The organism is Pelotomaculum sp. PtaB.Bin117, assembly GCF_002067195.1.
Lineage (GTDB): Bacteria > Bacillota > Desulfotomaculia > Desulfotomaculales > Pelotomaculaceae > Pelotomaculum_D > Pelotomaculum_D terephthalicicum.
This window is the reverse complement of sequence record NZ_MVQM01000099.1, coordinates 19,745-37,413: the sequence shown is the minus strand read 5'-3', so window position 1 is coordinate 37,413 and position 17,669 is coordinate 19,745. Positions and strand designations below refer to the sequence as shown.

Here is a 17,669-nt window from a genome sequence, read left to right as displayed (position 1 = left end):
TTTTAATCATAATGCGTTTCATTTGGATGTTTGAGGTGGTTTGATTGAACCTAGGCGGCTCTTTAGCCATGGTCAAGGAGAGATATCAGGCTTTAAACCGAAATCAAAAAATAATCTCGGTCCTGGTTGCGGTAGGTGTTTTGGTATGCTTCATCTATCTTGGACTGATTGCCGCAAGACCTAATTACGAGCCTCTTTTATCGGGACTGGATCCGAAGGAAGCGGGAGCTATCGCAGAAGAGTTAAAGACTTTGAAGATTCCTTACCAGCTTGCTGATCAGGGGCAAACCATCAATGTTCCGGAGTCTCAGGTTTACGAAGCGAGGATCCAATTGGCCAGCACTGGCGTACTGGGCGGCGACAACAAGGGGTTTGAGCTTTTTGATCAGAATAAATTCGGGCAAAGCGATTTTGACCAGCAGGTAAACTACCAGCGGGCCCTGCAGGGAGAATTGACTAGAACAATTTTGCACCTTGACGGGGTGCAGGACGCCAGGGTGCATCTGGTGCTTCCCGAAAAAAGCGTGTTTGTTGACAACCAGGGCACTCCGACAGCCTCGGTGGCATTGACGTTAAAACCCGGGGCCGAATTGAAACCGGAGCAGGTGCAGGGGATCAGCGATCTCTTTGTGGGCAGCGTGGAAGGGCTCAAGCCGGAAAATATTCATATTATCGACAACATGGGAAATGTCTTAAGCGAAGACTTGCAGGTTAAAAGTGACCCGGATGTGGTGCTCACTAAAACTACTCTGGAACAGCAAAAGCTGCAGCGTGATTATGAAAAAGAGCTGGAAAAAAGGATTCAGCAAATGCTTGTCAAAATCACCGGCCAGAATAATTCCGTGGCGATGGTTACCGCTGATCTCGATTTCAGCAAGCAGCAAGTCACCAGCACAACCAGCACAAATCCGGACAATGTGAAGGTCAGCGAGCATAACGTCAAGGAAACAGGGAAGGGCAGCACGACGGGCGGCGCGGTTGGAACCGACTCCAACATTACCACGACTCCCTTTGTAGAGAGCGTCGACTCGTCCAACTTCAGCAAGGAAGAGAACACCATCAATTATCAGGTGAGTTCAAAAGAAGAAACAATGTCCGCGGCGCCGGGCAGAGTGAAGCGCCTGTCGGCGGCGGTGGTGGTGAATGACAACCCGGAAAGCCCGGTGGACGTGACGAAAATCAAGGATGCCGTCGCCGCCGCCATCGGGTACGATGAAAGTCGCGGCGATCAGATTAATGTCAGCAGTATGGCGTTTGACGATTCGCTCCAGAAAAAAATGGAAGCGGAGGCGGCTCAAGAAAAAAGCGCCAGGGAAAGGGAACGGCTCTATATAATTGCCGCCGTGGCCGCAATAATCTTGATTGCGCTGCTTATTTTACTGGTTATGTACATAGCGAAGCGGCGCCGCGAAGCGCAAAGGCAAATGGAAGAGCAAGAAGAAATAGAAGAAACCTTTATTCCGGTTGGCATCCTGGAGAAGGAACCGGAGCAGGAAATCCGGGATGACAAGCAAGAGCAGATCCGGAGAATGGCTTCCGAAAAACCGGATGACGTTGCTGAGATTCTCAAACTTTGGTTGAGGGATTAGGAGGGACCAAATTGCAGCTTTCCAAGCTGACCGGTATTCAAAAAGCAGCGATACTGTTGATCGCCCTGGGTTCGGACCTGTCGGCCAAGGTTTTGAAGCAACGTTTCGCGGATGCGGAAATTGAACAGCTTACTCAAGAAATTTCCAATATGATTAAAGTGCCTCCTGAGATCAAGTATGCTGTTTTTGATGAGTTTTTTGAACTGCACCGGGCGCGGGAGTTCCTGATTCACGGTGGCATGGGTTACGCCAAGGAATTGCTTGAAAAAACCCTCGGAGCACAAAAAGCCTCTGAAATACTATCCAAGTTGACCAAGGAAATGAAGGCGGTTCCTTTCAACGCCTTGCGCAAGGCCGATCCGAAATCTATTTTGAACATCATCCGTGAAGAGCACCCGCAAACTGTGGCGCTTATTCTCGCCCACCTTACCCCGGAGCAGGCCGGTGTTATCCTGGCGTCCATGCCGCCGGACATGCAGAGCGATATAGCCAGGCGCGTCGCTATTATCGACCGCCTGACTCCTGATGTGATCAAAGATGTCGAGGCTGTATTGGAAAGAAAGATTTCTTCCGTCGTGCAGCAGGACCATTCCATTGTGGGCGGTATCCAGTCACTGGTGGATATTCTGAACAGAGTGGGCAGGAGCGCGGAAAAAGTGGTTTTAGAAGGTCTGGAGAGAGAAGACCCGGCGCTGGCGGAAGAAGTCAAGAGACGCATGCTTGTTTTCGAAGACATTATCATGCTCCCGGACAACTTCATTCAGAGAGTTTTGCGGGAGGTCAATTCAAAAGACCTGGCCATGGCTATGCGCGGCGCCGGCGAGGATGTGAACACCAGGATTTACAAGAACCTGTCCAAGCGCGCGGCGGAAATGCTCAAAGAAGAAATCGAATTCATGGGGCCGGTGCGCTTGAGAGAAGTGGAGCAAGCGCAGCAGAAGATTGTGAATATCCTCCGCAAGCTCGACGAAAGCGGCGAAATTATTATCTCGCGGGGTGGCGAGGATGTACTTGTATAAAATTATCAAAAGCGCTGAAGTGCGGGATAGCCTTTTACATGTTTTACCGCTCAGGTTGTGCAACATTGTTGAAGAACCCGGGTTTGGCCGCGGCAACGGTAGCGGCAACGGGAATGGAGACCATGCGGCGCCGGAGAATAAGCCGGGGGATGATGTGGATTTAAGCGCTGAAATCCTGGCGCAGGCCGAAGAAACATTAAGCGCGGCCCGCGCGGCCGCGGATGAGATGATCAAACAGGCCCGGCTTGACGGCGAGAAGATCAAGCAGGAAGCTCACCGTCAAGCGGAGCTTGAAAGCGAGCAGATCAAGCAAGACGCGCGCAAGACCGCGTTTGACCAGGGATATCGGGACGGCTTCCAGGAAGGGATGGCCAAGGCGAAGGAAGAAGGCGAAGCCATCCGGGCAGCGGCGCTGGATGTTATGAATCAGGCGGAAGAGAGCCGCCGCCAGACCCTGATGTCGCTTGAAGGCAGTATTATCAGCCTGGCCAGGGAAATAGCCGAAAGGATCTTGTCGGCGCAGCTGTCTCTTGAGCCGGAAATTGTTTGTAATGTGGCCATGGAGTCGCTTCGCCTGGTAGCGGACAGGCTCCAAGTGGTTCTGTATATAAACCCGTCGGAAATGGCGCTGTATGAAAAAAGAAAAGAAGAAATGAGAGGTATTCTGCCGGCGAAAGCGGAGTTTCAGGTGATTGCCGACGCTTCGATCCAGCCGGGCGGATGCCGGATTGAAACTGAGAATGGACGGGTGGACGCTACTATGGAAACGCGGCGTGAAGCGTTGCTGAAGGCGCTTTATGGCGAGGAGGGCTAATTTGTGGAAAGTGCTCCGATAGACCTGTCGGTATGGAAGTCTCGCGTAAAAGAGGCCAATTTGCTTAGACTGACCGGCAGGGTGACCCGTGTAATCGGGCTCACTGTCGAAGTGCAGGGAATCAACTCTCCCATCGGAGAGGTTTGCGGGATTAATGTGCCGGGTGAATCTGAGCCGGTGAGGGCTGAAGTGGTCGGTTTCCGTGATGGAAGCACGCTGCTGATGCCGCTTGGCGAGCTCAGGGGGATTTACCAGGGATGCAGCGTTACTCCCACGGGCAAGCCGTTTTATGTTAAAGTAGGAGAACAACTGCTCGGCAGGGTTTTGGACGGTCTGGGTCATCCCCTGGACGGTCTGGGTCCTCTGAACGGGCTTACTGAAGAATACCCGGTGGACAACCGTCCGCCCAACCCGCTCAAGAGAAGACGTATATCTGAGGTGCTGTCGACCGGAGTGCGGGTGGTGGACGCGTTTCTCACCTGCGGCCGGGGGCAGCGTATCGGCATATTCTCCGGCAGCGGGGTCGGAAAGAGTACTTTAATGGGGATGATCTCGCGGTACGGCAGCGCCGACGTTAATGTGATCGCCTTGATTGGCGAGCGCGGCCGGGAGGTGCTGGATTTTATCGAGACCGACCTCGGCCCGGAGGGCTTGGCCCGCTCGGTGGTTGTGGTGGCTACATCGGAGCAGCCTGCGCTGGTGCGCCTGAAAGGCGCCTTTGTCGCCTGCGCTATCGCCGAATATTTCCGGAATCAGGCCAAGGACGTGCTGTTGATGATGGATTCGGTGACCAGGTTTGCCATGGCCCAGCGTGAGGTCGGCCTGGCTATCGGGGAGCCGCCGGCGACTAAAGGCTATACTCCCTCAGTGTTCGCGCTGCTGCCCCGGCTGCTTGAGCGGCCGGGCATGTCTGACACCGGCTCAATCACGGCTTTTTTTACGGTGCTGGTGGACGGGGATGATTTGAATGAACCGATTTCCGACGCGGTGCGCGGCATTCTGGACGGGCACATTGTGCTGTCCCGCTCGCTGGCCGCGGCCAACCATTACCCGGCGGTGGACGTGCTGAACAGTGTCAGCCGCTTGATGCCCGACATTACCTCGGAGGAACACCGGGCGCGGGCCGGGAAGCTGCGTGACCTGCTGGCGGCTTACCGCCAGGCGGAAGATCTGATCAATATCGGGGCTTACGTGGCGGGTTCAAACCCGCGCGTTGACGAAGCCATCGCTTCCTACCAGGGTATAATTGATTTTTTGCGGCAGGGAATGCTCGAGCATAATGATTATGACGACACACTGGAAAGGCTGAAGGCAATAGCCCAAAAAGGGGTGACACGACATCGCTAAGTTTCATTTTCAACTTGAACCGGTGCTGCAGCACCGGGCGGCGAAGGAAGTTTCCGCGGAGCAGGCCCTGGCGGTTGCCCATCACGAGTATAACCGGCGCCTGGCTCTTTTGGAGAATACCAGGCAGCGCCTGGAAGCGGCATTTGAGGTGGAAGAAGCGGATGTGGACGTTTTAGGAGTCGAGTATCTATCCTTCTACAGGGCGTCGTTAAGCAAGAAAATCAGCGTGCAAGAAAATGATGTCAGCAATGCCGGCCTGGTGGTTGAGAATAAGCGCCACGCGGCTGTTCAGGCCAGACAGGAGCGGCAGGTCATCGAAACGCTGAAAGATAAGCATTTAATGAACTACAAGCGCGAAACCGCGGCCAGGGAGCAAAAAGAAGTGGACGAACTGGCTCTCTACGCTCACCAGCGGCAGGAGAAACAGATTTAGGGGTAATTAATAACAGCCTTTTTGATCATAGACCATCTCTTGAAAGGAGGTGAAAAAGTGCAAGTATCTGTTGTCAATAACGTAGCGGTTCCACCGAAAGGCGGCGGATCGTTTTCTGGAAATCAGACGGACGCGGGAGGGTTTGATACGGCCATGGCTGCCGTCATGGCGCTGCTCAGTCAGCAGCCTGCCCAAACAAGACGGCCGGCGAATGATTCCGGCAATGCTGATGACAATAAAGTGAGTTCCGGAACCGGGAGGGACGCTTTTGTTGATCCGCTGATTGTCAACGATGATTTACCGGAAGATAGTATGCAACCGGCTCTTTCACAACCGGAACCACAAGTAACCGGCCAGGGAGCACAATTAACAGTCGGTGAGACAGGGCAGGCGTCCGTGCCGGGAACGCTCCCGGATGCAACCCAGATAATGCCGGCGGCTTCCCTGCCTGAGATACCGGTTGATCAACCGACGGGACTTGCCGGACAAACCCAGCCTGTTTTCGGGGCGAATGTTGAGACAGCGTCGGCGGGCGTGCCGGTGTCGGCAGGAATCCCGCTCGAAACACCTGAAACAGGTATGATGACTGGTGAAGGGCAAAACGCCCAGGCAATAATGAGAGATAATAGCGCCGCCGCAGCACAGCAACCCGCGGACGCGGCTAAAACGACAATTGTGGTGATTTCTCAAGCTGCTAACGCCCCCAATAGCCTGGGAGCGTCTGGAGAATATCCGGCTGTTCAGGATATGCAGCCGAATAGTGTTCCTTCCGGGCAGGCGGCCGGAGCGGCTAATGCTGCCGGCACCCCCGCTGAGGACGGGATGGAAAAGAATCTTCAAGATGTGTCTAATATTAAAAACGCGAACCCGGCGGTCAACGGCGCTAACGCGGGAGAGATGAAAAATGTTGCTGCCGGTACGATAGCGGCGGAAGATTCCCGGTTGACCGCTGAAAAGAAAACTGTCACGGTGGTTTCTGAAAACGCCGTGCTCAAACCGGATGGCGGGAGTCAGTCCGGAGTTGCGTCAGCGGAACAACAGCGCAATGCGCAGTTAGCCTACCAGGGCGGTAATGAAAACAAGCTGCCGAACGATAAGCCAAAAGGAGCGCAAACCGCTGATGAGAGTAAAAATGTAATAATAAACAACGCGGTTGCGTCCGAAAAGGTCGAGGCCGGCAACGGGCTGGGGACTAACAATACGGCGGATGCCAGAGCTCAATTTTCCGCGCAGGTTTCCACCACGGACAGTGCGAAGGGGGTTGCGTTATCCGACCTGAGGGACAGGGTGCTTCAGGAAATCAGGCACATATACAACACAAGCGGCGGCGACCGGCAGACCCAGGTCCAGCTGAAACTTGAGCCGGAACAGCTGGGACAGCTCACAATCAAGCTGTATTTCCACAAAGGTGAATTAAACGCCCACTTCTACACCGCGAATAACAGCGTGAAAGAGGTTCTGGAAGGTTCGCTGCAGCAGTTGAGGGTTTCTCTCGATCAGCAGGATCTGAAGCTGAATGAAGCGTTTGTGTTCGTCGGGAACGGCAGCCAGGACAGCTCAAATCTTTATTATGAGCGAAGTAATGAGGGCGGCGCGGTTCATTACGGCAGCGGCAACTACCGTATTGACGGTGACATTCCTGCGGAATCCCCACAGGCTGGCGGGACCGGCACGGGTTCCTGGCAGGTTAACTACTTAGTATAACTTAGGAGGTGATATTGTGGAAGTCACATCGACTACTAATGATTACTCGTATTCAGCGGAAGCCAGCAAGAGAGATCCGGTAAAGACTCTTGATAAGGACGCGTTTCTCCAGCTGTTCGTGACCCAGCTGCAAAACCAGGACCCGACCAGCCCGCAGGATACAAGCGAATTTATAGCACAGATGGCTCAATTTACCATGCTTGAGCAACTGACAAATATGAATGAAGAAATCGCCCAACTAAAACTCTCGCAGGAAATGAGTCAGGCGTCGGCGCTTATTGGACATCAGGTAAAAATTACTTCCGATGGCAATGAAATTTCCGGGCAGGTGGAGAAAGTTACTGTCACAAACGGTGTTGTTAATGTCTATGTGAGCGGGACGGCTTACGGTTTGGATCAAGTGACCGAAGTACAGTAGAGGTGGTGCGGAATGAACCGGGAAATCAGCTCCATCCTGCCGGTCGCGCCGCTTCCGGTTGTTCCGGCGGGTGGCAGGCAGTCGCCCCGGAAAGACGACAAGCTGTCCTTTCAGGAAGCGGTGCAGCGGGAGATTGCCAAGGGTCAGGAAATAAAGATTTCAGCGCACGCTGAAAAGCGGCTGAAAGAGAGGAATATTGTCCTGGCTCAGGATGATCTGGACAAGATCAATATGGCCGTGAAACAGGCCGAATCCAAGGGCTCGCGTGAATCGCTGATTATTTACGGTGACCTGGCGTTGATCACCAGCGTCCGCAACAAGACGATAGTGACGGCCATGGACAATAATTCTACGACAGACCATGTTTTCACCAATATAGACAGTGCAGTAATCGTAAGGTAGCTGGTCCGGGTTGTTTGCTTCAACCCCATGGGAAAACCAAAAAGACAGCTACTGACTACTGATTACTGACTACTTAAGAAATCGCAGCCGGCCCGAGAGGGGGCTGCGCGGGCCGCCGAACGACTGAGGCGGCTGACCAAAAGGAGGATAATAATAATGATTAGGTCTCTTTTTTCCGGCGCTTCGGGAATGAAAAACCACCAGATCAGAATGGACGTTATCGGCAATAACGTCGCCAATGTCAACACAACCGGCTTTAAGGGCAGCAGGACAAATTTTCAGGATATTCTGTACCAGACGGTGCGCTACCCCAGTGCCGGAGATGGTACAGTAGGCGGAGTCAACCCCTCACAAGTCGGTCTGGGCGTGATGGTTTCCAGCATCACCAACAATACCGGCGAGGGGGCTCCGCAAACCACAGGCCGCTCGCTTGACCTTTACATCAACGGAAACGGTTGGTTCGTATTGTCGACAGACGGCAATATGGTTGATGGGACCGGCCAAACTAACGAGGCGTATACAAGAGAAGGAATATTCTATATTGACAATGTGGGCAATCTGGTCAATTCGAGCGGCTACAACCTTTGTGATGTTGACGGCAACCCGATCACGCTTGACGTTAGTTCGAGCGGGGTGGCGACTATCAATATTGAGAAAGACGGGTATATATCCTATTCACTCCTGGACGGTACCGAGTATGAGGATGCTTTTCAAATCGGACTGGCCATGTTTCCCAACCAGGACGGCCTGGAGCGGGACGGACTAAATATATATCGAATTTCTCCGACCAGCGGGGAGGTTTCGGGTGGGGCCTACGGGGCGCCCAATTCCGGCGGCTACGGTGAAATCGACTCCGGCTTCCTGGAAATGTCCAACGTGGACCTGACCGACGAGTTTGTCAACATGATCACCACCCAGCGGGGCTACCAGGCCAATGCCAGGACAGTCACCACTTCCGACCAGATTTTGGAGGAATTGTTGAACATCAAGCGGTAGCTGTATTTTAAGCTTAATATAAGAAGGGCCTTTTTAGGGCAGTAATGCTAAGCCGTATGTTTCATATAATCCAAGAATCCAAGAAAAGTAGGTGTGGCCGTGCCGAAGGACAGTGAAAAACCTCAGGGAAAAGGTAGCCAGAAAGAAAAATCAAAAAGAAAAAAATTAATATTGATTTTGCTCATAATCCTGGTGGTTTTGGCCGGTTCTGCGGCCGGCTGGTATTTCTTTTTTAAGAGTCCAGCCGAGGATGGCGCGGTGGTGAAGAAGTCCAGCAGTGTGGAAGAGAAAACAGCGCCTGAAAAAACCGCAAAAGCGGCGGAAGTGGAATGTGAGAAACTGGATCTGGGCGAAGTAGTGGTGAATCTTTCCGGTGACGGGGGAGGGCACTACCTCAGGGTTGAGGTTGTCACAGAGTATCCCAGGGATAATAAACACCTGGCCAAGGAATTAAAGGACAAGCAGCATCAGGTAAGGGACACCTTGATTTCCACTTTGCGCACGAAAACGCTTACCGACGTCACTGCCGCCGGTGCGGTTGAGAATCTTAAAAATAGCTTGCTTAATGATATTAACAATAATTTGAAAACCGGAGATATCACCGGAATATTTTTCACGGATTTTCTGGTCCAGTAGGAGGAAGCGCTTTGATGACCGAAGAAGAAATCAAGTCTCTTCTAGGCAGCCCGAAAAAAGGCGAGGTTGAAATAAGAAAAGTACAATTTCCCTCTCTAAAACCGGCGGATATGGAAAACCTGAAAACAGGCCTGTCCCACCTGGATGATGTCTACATTGAGGTAAGCGTTGAGCTTGGTCAGGGGGACCTCAATTTAGGGGAATTGCTGAGCCTTGAGGAAGGTTCCGTGATCAAGCTTGACAAAGTTGTCGGTGAGTCGGTTGAGGTGAACGTCAACCAGCAAAGGTTCGCCAAAGGTGAAGTGATTATTGTCAACGACGTTTTTAACGTCCGGATCAACGCTGTCAACGAGGTTCAAAATTTAAAATTGTCGGAAGGCTTGATATGAGCAGTGATTTAATCTGGGCTGCGGTCCGTGTGCTGGTTGCTTTACCGGTTGTTCTCTTCATGGCTTATCTGGTATTGAAGTATGGTCTTGCCCGCCGCTATGCGGTGACGCCGGGCAAGAACCGGATGAAGCTGGTTGAGCAGCTTCCCCTGGGGCCCAAAACGGTTTTGAGTCTGATCGGCCTTGGAGAAAAGTATTACCTGCTGGCCCACCAGGACAACACAATTCAATTAATTAAGGAACTGGATGAATTACCTTTACCGGAAAAGATAGCTGCTGAAGATGTTTTGGAATTGACCCCCCGGGCCATAAAAGAAATCGATCAGATCCGGGAAACCGGTGTGACCGGGGACACAGGTCCTGTTCCCGGCCGGTTGAAAAGGGGGTTTATTTTCGAGGCAAGTCTGGCTGCTATGGACAAGCTGCGGTCACTGGGCGCTTCCCGGCAGGGAGGCGGCATGCGACGTGGCAATAAGCAGAATAGGTAATGTGAAATGAGTGAAAAAGTTTGAAGGTTAGGCTCACGGTCCTTCTCCTGCTATTGGCATTAACATTTCTCTTGACCACGGAAGCGGCGGCCGCGCCGCTTCCGGCTGTTGACCTGAATATTCATCCTTCTGACAGCCCGGAGCAGGTGGTGGACAGTGTCAAGCTGCTTGTCCTGCTGACGTTATTGTCACTGGCGCCTGCTTTCCTGGTGATGATGACTTCTTTTACCAGGATCGTGATTGTGCTTTCATTGCTGCGGACAGCCCTGGGAGTGCCCACGATTCCAAGCAATCAGGTTGTTATAGGTCTTTCCTTGTTTCTGACGGTATTTATCATGGCGCCGACTTACCAAGAAATCAATGAGGGAGCGCTCCAGCCCTACTTGAATAACCAGATCAGCCAGCAGGAGGCGCAGGAGCTGGCGGCTAAGCCTTTGAAGAGCTTTATGCTCAGGCAGACCAGGGAAAAAGATCTTGGATTGTTTGTCAATCTGGCGAAAATAGAAAGGCCGGAGAAACCTGAAGATGTGCCTTTATATGTGGTAATACCTTCGTTTGTGATCAGTGAATTGAAAACGGCTTTTGAAATCGGGTTCCTTCTTTTTGTGCCTTTCCTGGTTATTGACATGGTTGTGGCCAGCATTCTGATGGCAATGGGCATGTTTATGCTTCCGCCGATCATGATCGCGCTGCCTTTCAAATTGCTTCTCTTTGTAATGGTGGACGGCTGGTCGCTGGTTGTTAAATCCCTGATGGAAAGCTTCCGGTGAGGAGGAGGAAAGAAAGTTGAGCCAAACCTTCGTTGTTCATATGGCGCGTGAAGCTTTGTTTATGGTTTTGCTCCTTGCGGGACCGTCCATGGCTGTGGCGCTTTTGATCGGCCTGCTGATCAGCGTGCTGCAGGCCACCACCCAGATTCAGGATCAAATGTTGAATATGGTGCCGAAAATAGTGGGGATGTTTTTAACTTTGCTGCTGCTGGGTTCCTGGATGCTGAAAAATGTAATTAATTACACAACGAACCTTTATGGCCAGATACCCAATTTACTACATTGACCGGGGTGTTGATATTTGCCCGATATAAACCAGTTGTTAGCCTTCTTTTTGGTGTTTTTAAGGGCTGCAGCCTTTATGATTTCGGGGCCGCTTTTTGGTTTTAGGGGTATCCCGCCGCTTTTTAAAGTCTGTTTTCCGCTGGCGCTGGCCATTGTTCTTTTCCCCACCGCCGCCGCCAACCTGACAGCGCTGCCCGGAGGCGTCTGGGGGTATGGGCTGGCGATTATCAGCGAAATTGCTGTCGGCTTGCTATTAGGCATCACGGTAACAATTATTCTAAACAGTATCCGGATGGCCGGCCAGATGATTGATGTCCAGATTGGCTATTCCATGGCCAGCATGGTTGACCCGATGAACGGGGTGCAGAACACGCTGCTTGCCCAGTACTTGTACCTGCTGGCGCTAATTCTCTTCCTGATCCTGGACGGCCATTACACCCTGATTATGGGTCTGGCGAAAAGCTACGATCTCGTGCCGCTGAGCGCGGCAACCCTGATGAATGGAAGCATGCCGCTCGTTCTGATAAAAACTTTTTCCGGGGCGTTTACCATTGCTTTACAGGTGAGCGCGCCTGTCCTGGCTGTGCTGCTGGTGAGTGATTTGGCCCTTGGCTTTTTATCGCGCACCACACCGCAGATCAATGTGTTTCTAACTGGTTTTCTCGTTAAAATAGCAGTCGGTCTGTTGACCTTGAGTTTTTTAATCCCCTTGCTCGGGACTGTCTTTCACTCATTGATCAACATGATCGAAAGAGATTTATATTCATTAATGAGAGTGTTGATATAAGTGGCCGGCAGCAGCAGCGCACAGGAAAAAACGGAACAGGCGACACCTAAGCGCTTGGAGGAAGCGCGGAAAAAAGGACAGGTGGCGAAAAGCGTTGATTTAACCGGTGCTTTATGCCTGCTGGCGCTAGTGATTTTGCTATATGCCGTAAAAGATTCTTTTTTTCTGGACCTGCAGCGTTATTTGACCGGCTATTTCAGCGAGGTCGGCGGCCACTACGGTGCGGATTACAACCCGCTGCTGTCGCTCAGCGACGCGGTGATGTTTTCCTTGAAAGTGCTCGCTCCTTTTTTTGGAGTCGCTTTGCTGGTGGTTATGGTTTCCAACATTGCTCAGGTTGGTTTTCTTCTTTCCAGTGAAGCGCTGCGGCCCAACCCTAACGTCTTAAACCCTTTGTCGGGCTTTCAGCGCATGTTTTCACGCCGCAGCCTGGTTGAGCTGGTCAAGTCAATCGCGAAGTTCTCGATAATCGGCGGGATTACCTTTCAATTAATTAGAAAAAGTCTGGATAGCCTGCTTGTGCTTTTTCACTGCTCACCGTGGGGGATTTATCAGGTAGTAGTTGGTTTTATTATTAAAGTGGCCTTCTGGGCGGGGCTGTGCTACCTTGTTTTAGCGCTGTTTGATTATCTGTACCAGCGCTATGAATACAATAAAAGCCTGATGATGAGCAAGCAGGAAGTGAAGGATGAATTCAAACAGATGGAAGGCGACCAGCAGATTAAGTCCAGGCGGCGGGAGGTCCACCGCAATATTTCCATGAGCCGGATCGCCAAGGAAGTGCCGAAGGCCACTGTGGTGGTAACCAACCCGACCCGCCTGGCGGTTGCCCTGCGTTATGAGCAGGGCGAGATGGCGGCGCCCCGTCTGGTGGCTAAAGGGGCGGGACACTTCGCCTTGCGGATTAAGGAAATTGCCGGCGACAATGCCGTTCCGGTCATTGAGAATAAAGAAGTGGCGCAGTTTATTTATCATAACGTGGAAATCGATCAGGAAATACCGCTGGAGATTTACCAGGCTGTGGCGCAAATCCTGGCCATGGTTTACCGGCTGAAAGCAAAAGAAAACTACCGATCTTATTAAGTGAGCAGGAGTCAGGAGTCAGAATAAAAGAACAGTATCTTGTGATGAATTATTCTGAATGCTGACTGCTGAATTCCGAACAAATAAAAAGTTAGTACTCAGTGCCCAGAGTCAGCAGTCAGAATAAAAGAAAGAACATTTATTGTTTTGAATTATGCTGAATTCTGACTCCTGACTTCTGAGTACCTAACAGTGATAACAAGCGAGGGAAAAATGGCTTCTCCAACACCCCTGCCCGTAACGGCAAAAGCGTATTTAAAAAAGAGCAGCGATTTGATTATCGCCGGGCTGATCGTTGGGATCATCCTGTTGATCATTATTCCGCTGAAGCCTGCTTTTCTAGACGTCCTGCTGACTCTGAGCATGACCATGGGGCTGGTGGTTCTCTTAATCACTATGTTTACTGTCGAGCCCTTGCAATTTTCTGTTTTTCCTTCGCTCTTGCTGGTAACCACGCTTTTCCGCCTGGCGCTGAATATTTCGTCCACCCGCTTGATTTTGAGCAACGCGGCGGCCGGTAACGTAATCGCGGCTTTTGGAGAGTTTGTGGTCGGCGGCAGCTATGTGGTTGGTATGGTCGTATTTATTATTATCACTGTCATCCAGTTCGTGGTGATCACCAACGGCGCAGGCAGGGTGGCGGAGGTTGCCGCGCGGTTTACCCTGGACGCCATGCCGGGCAAGCAGATGAGCATTGACGCCGAGTTTAACGCCGGCATGATTAGCGAGGTCGAAGCGCGGGAGAAGCGGAAACGCCTGCAGCGTGAAGCTGACTTCTTCGGGGCGATGGACGGGGCCAGCAAGTTCGTCCGCGGAGACGCCATCGCCGGTATCATTATCATAATTATCAACATTCTGGGCGGACTGATTATCGGCATGGTGCAGAAGAACATGCCTTTTATTGAGGCGCTGCAGACTTATACATTGCTGACCATCGGTGAGGGTTTGGTTGCCCAGATACCGGCGCTCCTTATTTCAACCGCGACTGGTATTCTGGTCACCAGGGCCACTTCCGAAACCAGCTTTGGCAAAGATCTTTCAAGCCAGTTTTTAAATTTCCCGAAAGTATTGATAGTGGCCACATTTATCCTGTTTGTGATCGGCCTTATTCCGGCTATGCCGAACATATTGTTTCTCTCCCTGGCCGGCATTACGGGATACTTTGCATACAGCATGCTCCGCGCGGAGCAGAAAAAATCGACGACGGAGCGGGAACAGGTTGCGCGGGAGAGCCGTGATCGAAAGAAAGAGCCGGAAAATGTTTCCGCGTTCTTCCAGGTGGATACCTTGGAAATTGAAATAGGTTATAATCTGATCCTGCTGACTGACGAGGGGCAGGGCGGTGACCTGCTGCACCGTTTGGCGGCTGTCCGGCGCCAGTGCGCCGGGGAAATGGGCATTTACGTACGCCCAATCCGGATCAGGGATAACCTGCAGCTTAACCCGAACGCGTACTCTTTTAAGCTGCGCGGGGTAGAAGTAGCCGCCGGCGAGTTGATGCCGGGGCAATTCCTGGCCATGGACCCGCTTGGGCAGGAACTGAACGTCAAAGGAACACCTACCACTGAGCCGACTTTCGGCCTGCCTGCCTGGTGGGTGGCCGCTGAAGACCGCGACCAGGTGGAGATGACCGGTTTTACCGTTGTCGACTGTGCCACCGTGCTGGTCACCCACCTCACCGAGATTGTGAAAAAGCACGCGCATGAGTTGCTGGGCAGGCAGGAAGTGAAGGAACTGCTGGATGTTGTCAAAGAAAAGAATTCGGTTGTGGTGGAGGAACTGGTTCCTGACTTGATGAGCATGGGCGAAGTGCAAAAAATCTTGCAGAATCTACTGAAAGAAAGGGTGCCGATTAAGGACCTGGCCAGTATTTTAGAGGCGCTGGCGGACGGCGCCAGAATAAGCAAGGACCCCGACTACCTGACGGAATGCACGCGGCAGGCCCTGGCCAGGACCATTTGCAGCCAGTATACCGGGACGGACTCATCAAAAATAGCGGTAGTCACTTTACACCCCAGGTTGGAGCAGTCGGTTGCCGAATCCATCGAGCAGACTCAGATGGGTTCCTATCCTGTTTTAGAACCGCAGGTTGCCAGGCAGGTTTTAAATAAGTTGAAGGAAACGGTTGATAATCTGGCCTTGCGCGGGTTGCCCCCGGTGGTTCTCTGCTCGTCAAAGGTACGCCTGCCGTTTCGCAGGCTGACAGAAAGGCTGCTGCCGAACATGGCGGTTCTTTCAATGAATGAAATAGCTCCGAATATTGAAGTTGAAGCTGTAGGGACGGTGATGTTTGATTGAAAATTAAACGTTATGTAGTTAGAGAAATGCAGGAGGCAATCAGGCTGATAAAGCAAGATCTGGGTCCGGAGGCGGTGATCGTCAGCAGTTACCGGGTGCCTTCCAAGGGCCTCGCGGGGTTTTTTACGCCCAGGCTGCTGGAAGTTACCGCCGCCCTTGATGAGCCCCACGAGATCAATCTAAGATTGAAAAGAGCCCCGGCGCAGCTCACTGCGGCGGCCGGCAACACGGCAGGCAGGCAAACTCACCCCGCAGCGCCGCTGCCCCTGAAACAGCAAGGACATGGTGGACGCACGCTCTACCTTACCGGCGGCGGACACGGCGCAAAGCAGCAAGGGAACCCGGTGAACGGCCGGCCGGCGGTGGAGCCGGGCGCCAACGCGGACACCGGCGTGCGGTTTGTCCAGCCGGGCCACGAAAGGGGAAATCTCTTTGAAATGATTGTGAACAAAGAAATAGGGGCGAGCCGGGGCGAAGATTTGGTAATCAACTGGCGAGAAGCGCTGCTGAAAATGGATGTGGATGAAAATATCGTCGATAGTCTGTTGTCGGACCTCGGCAGTGAGTCAAGCCAGCCCGGCGCTGAATCCGAAAATGCCTACCTGCATATCAAAAGGCAAATCATCCGCCTGTTGGAGCCGGCCTACATACAAGCGCCAAAAGCAAGGGTGCTGACCTTCGTCGGTCCCACCGGGGTGGGAAAGACAACCACGCTGGCAAAGTTAGCGACCAAACTCAGCCTTGACGAGCAGAAAAAGATTGCCCTGGTTGCAGTGCAGACATACCGGCTGGGAGCGATGGAACAACTGCAGGTTTATGGAGATTTTCTGGGTATTCCGGTTGAAGTGGTGATGACTCCGGCTGAACTTGGCAGAGTGTTGGAAAACCACGCGGATAAAGACTATATCCTGGTAGATACTGCCGGCCGCTCGGCGCGAAATAACGGACAACTGCTGGAGTTAAAGAGTTTTCTTAATGCTGTGGGAGAGCCGCAGGACATCTTCTTGGTTTTAAGTTTAACCACAAAAAACAGGGATTTAAATAAAATCGTTTATGAATTCCAGCGGATTAAGTGCTCAAAAATAATCTTCACTAAGCTTGATGAGACCGAGACTTTTGGCTCTGTTTTAAATGTAGTCAATAATTATGGCATGCCTGTGGCCTACCTGGCGGACGGCCAGGGTATACCGGACTGCATCAGCGAAGCTAAGCCCAGGAGCATAGCGGAACTACTTTTCAGGGGAGTTGACCCGGATGAAACTATGGCCACCTAGAGCGGGCCGTATTTACCGGGGTTCGATAGCGAAAAGCGAAAACATGCCGTACGGTCCCAGGGCCATAGCCGTGGCAAGCGGCAAAGGCGGAGTCGGCAAGACCAGCTTGTCGGTTAACCTGGCGCTTTGTCTGGCCGGGATGGGCCTCAAGGTCACTCTGTTCGACGCGGACCTGGGCCTGGCAAACGCAGAGGTAATGCTTGGGCTGACACCCCGCTTTAGCCTGTATGAAGTGCTCTATGGGGATAAAACCATTGATGAAATAATTGTGCCCGGCCCGCTGGGGATAAATGTTATATCAGGCGGTTCCGGTTGCCTGGAGATGGCCAATTTGGACCACGCCAGGCGGCAATGGCTGCTGAAAATGTTCGACCGGTTCAGCGCTCCTGACGACGTTCTAATTATCGATAACGGCGCGGGCATCAATAAAAATGTGCTGGGTTTCTTAGCGGCGGCGGGGGAAGTGATCATAGTGGTTACGCCCGATCCGACTTCGCTGACCGACGCTTACGCGCTGATCAAGGTGCTGGCCAATTATAAAGTGCATTCGGAAGTATATCTGGTGGTGAACCGCGCGGCCGGCAGGCAGGAGGCAATGCGCACGCTAAGCAAAATTCAAGCGGTGGCCGGCCGGTTCCTGGAAATAAAGATTAACAGCCTTGGCTGGATCCCCGAAGACAAGCAGGTGGCCCAGGCAATAAAAAGGCAGCAACCTTTCTTTACGGCCAGCCCCTCTTCAGCCGCTTCCCGCAGTGTTGCCGGGATGGCGGAGCTATTGACGGGAGGAACGCGTTCTGCGGCGGCTGGCGGTGGGTTCTGGAGCAAGTTGATGGGTTTATTTTGTTAGGAGGAACATATTTGACAGCGCGGAAATGGATTAAGATAAACCAGAACATCAGGGTCGCCCGTTTAAATAGTGAAGATGACTGATACGCTT

Annotated in this window: 19 protein-coding genes; all 19 read left to right on the top strand. The window is 52.3% G+C overall.

Features of this window, described 5'->3' with window-relative positions; genetic code table 11:
- Nucleotides 1-44: 44 nt before the first annotated feature.
- The 19 genes from fliF to A4E54_RS06715 all read left to right on the top strand — a co-directional run bounded on the left by fliF (nucleotide 45) and on the right by A4E54_RS06715 (nucleotide 17,579).
- Nucleotides 45-1,589: a flagellar basal-body MS-ring/collar protein FliF gene (gene fliF, locus A4E54_RS06805; RefSeq protein WP_240083217.1), complete on the top strand. Its 1,545-nt coding sequence runs from the start codon at nucleotides 45-47 to the stop codon at nucleotides 1,587-1,589.
- Between the two features lie 11 nt (nucleotides 1,590-1,600).
- Nucleotides 1,601-2,608, top strand: coding sequence for a flagellar motor switch protein FliG (gene fliG / locus A4E54_RS06800; protein WP_240083216.1), 1,008 nt, complete (start codon nucleotides 1,601-1,603; stop codon nucleotides 2,606-2,608).
- Nucleotides 2,595-3,422 (top strand): FliH/SctL family protein, encoded by an 828-nt coding sequence (locus A4E54_RS06795; RefSeq protein ID WP_286725196.1) that lies wholly within the window; start codon nucleotides 2,595-2,597, stop codon nucleotides 3,420-3,422. Before fliG ends, A4E54_RS06795 begins: the two co-directional genes overlap by 14 nt.
- Nucleotides 3,423-3,425: 3 nt before the next feature.
- Nucleotides 3,426-4,769, top strand: coding sequence for a flagellar protein export ATPase FliI (gene fliI / locus A4E54_RS06790; protein WP_240083214.1), 1,344 nt, complete (start codon nucleotides 3,426-3,428; stop codon nucleotides 4,767-4,769).
- Nucleotides 4,762-5,202 (top strand): flagellar export protein FliJ, encoded by a 441-nt coding sequence (gene fliJ, locus A4E54_RS06785; RefSeq protein WP_286725216.1) that lies wholly within the window; start codon nucleotides 4,762-4,764, stop codon nucleotides 5,200-5,202. Before fliI ends, fliJ begins: the two co-directional genes overlap by 8 nt.
- Before the next feature lie 57 nt (nucleotides 5,203-5,259).
- The gene (locus A4E54_RS06780; RefSeq protein WP_286725194.1) at nucleotides 5,260-6,906 is read left to right on the top strand and encodes a flagellar hook-length control protein FliK; all 1,647 of its coding nucleotides are present in this window, start codon (nucleotides 5,260-5,262) and stop codon (nucleotides 6,904-6,906) included.
- 16 nt (nucleotides 6,907-6,922) lie between these two features.
- Complete coding sequence (locus tag A4E54_RS06775) at nucleotides 6,923-7,324, top strand: flagellar hook assembly protein FlgD (protein WP_240083211.1); 402 nt, start codon at nucleotides 6,923-6,925, stop codon at nucleotides 7,322-7,324.
- Nucleotides 7,325-7,336: 12 nt separating this feature from the next.
- Entirely contained in the window at nucleotides 7,337-7,726 is a 390-nt protein-coding gene (locus tag A4E54_RS06770) for a TIGR02530 family flagellar biosynthesis protein (protein ID WP_240083210.1), read from the top strand.
- A 156-nt stretch (nucleotides 7,727-7,882) separates the two neighbouring features.
- Nucleotides 7,883-8,722 (top strand): flagellar hook-basal body complex protein, encoded by an 840-nt coding sequence (locus A4E54_RS06765; protein WP_286725190.1) that lies wholly within the window; start codon nucleotides 7,883-7,885, stop codon nucleotides 8,720-8,722.
- Nucleotides 8,723-8,821: 99 nt separating this feature from the next.
- Entirely contained in the window at nucleotides 8,822-9,358 is a 537-nt protein-coding gene (locus A4E54_RS06760; protein WP_286725187.1) for a flagellar basal body-associated FliL family protein, read from the top strand.
- Between the two features lie 14 nt (nucleotides 9,359-9,372).
- A complete protein-coding gene (locus A4E54_RS06755) occupies nucleotides 9,373-9,747 on the top strand; it encodes a FliM/FliN family flagellar motor switch protein (RefSeq protein WP_240083273.1) in 375 nt (124 codons plus the stop codon).
- Nucleotides 9,744-10,235, top strand: coding sequence for a flagellar biosynthetic protein FliO (locus A4E54_RS06750; protein WP_240083207.1), 492 nt, complete (start codon nucleotides 9,744-9,746; stop codon nucleotides 10,233-10,235). Before A4E54_RS06755 ends, A4E54_RS06750 begins: the two co-directional genes overlap by 4 nt.
- 20 nt (nucleotides 10,236-10,255) lie before the next feature.
- Nucleotides 10,256-11,005 carry a flagellar type III secretion system pore protein FliP gene (gene fliP, locus A4E54_RS06745; protein ID WP_353681818.1) on the top strand — a complete coding sequence of 250 codons (750 nt, stop codon included), beginning with the start codon at nucleotides 10,256-10,258 and terminating at the stop codon, nucleotides 11,003-11,005.
- A 16-nt stretch (nucleotides 11,006-11,021) separates the two neighbouring features.
- Entirely contained in the window at nucleotides 11,022-11,291 is a 270-nt protein-coding gene (gene fliQ, locus A4E54_RS06740) for a flagellar biosynthesis protein FliQ (RefSeq protein WP_240083206.1), read from the top strand.
- Between the two features lie 15 nt (nucleotides 11,292-11,306).
- The gene (gene fliR / locus A4E54_RS06735) at nucleotides 11,307-12,077 is read left to right on the top strand and encodes a flagellar biosynthetic protein FliR (protein WP_240083205.1); all 771 of its coding nucleotides are present in this window, start codon (nucleotides 11,307-11,309) and stop codon (nucleotides 12,075-12,077) included.
- Entirely contained in the window at nucleotides 12,078-13,160 is a 1,083-nt protein-coding gene (gene flhB / locus A4E54_RS06730) for a flagellar biosynthesis protein FlhB (RefSeq protein ID WP_240083204.1), read from the top strand.
- A gap of 213 nt (nucleotides 13,161-13,373) precedes the next feature.
- Complete coding sequence (flhA, locus tag A4E54_RS06725) at nucleotides 13,374-15,458, top strand: flagellar biosynthesis protein FlhA (RefSeq protein ID WP_240083203.1); 2,085 nt, start codon at nucleotides 13,374-13,376, stop codon at nucleotides 15,456-15,458.
- Complete coding sequence (gene flhF, locus A4E54_RS06720) at nucleotides 15,455-16,732, top strand: flagellar biosynthesis GTPase FlhF (RefSeq protein WP_286725180.1); 1,278 nt, start codon at nucleotides 15,455-15,457, stop codon at nucleotides 16,730-16,732. The genes flhA and flhF overlap by 4 nt, the downstream gene beginning before the upstream one ends.
- Nucleotides 16,713-17,579, top strand: coding sequence for a MinD/ParA family protein (locus A4E54_RS06715; RefSeq protein ID WP_240083201.1), 867 nt, complete (start codon nucleotides 16,713-16,715; stop codon nucleotides 17,577-17,579). The genes flhF and A4E54_RS06715 overlap by 20 nt, the downstream gene beginning before the upstream one ends.
- Nucleotides 17,580-17,669 lie beyond the last annotated feature (90 nt).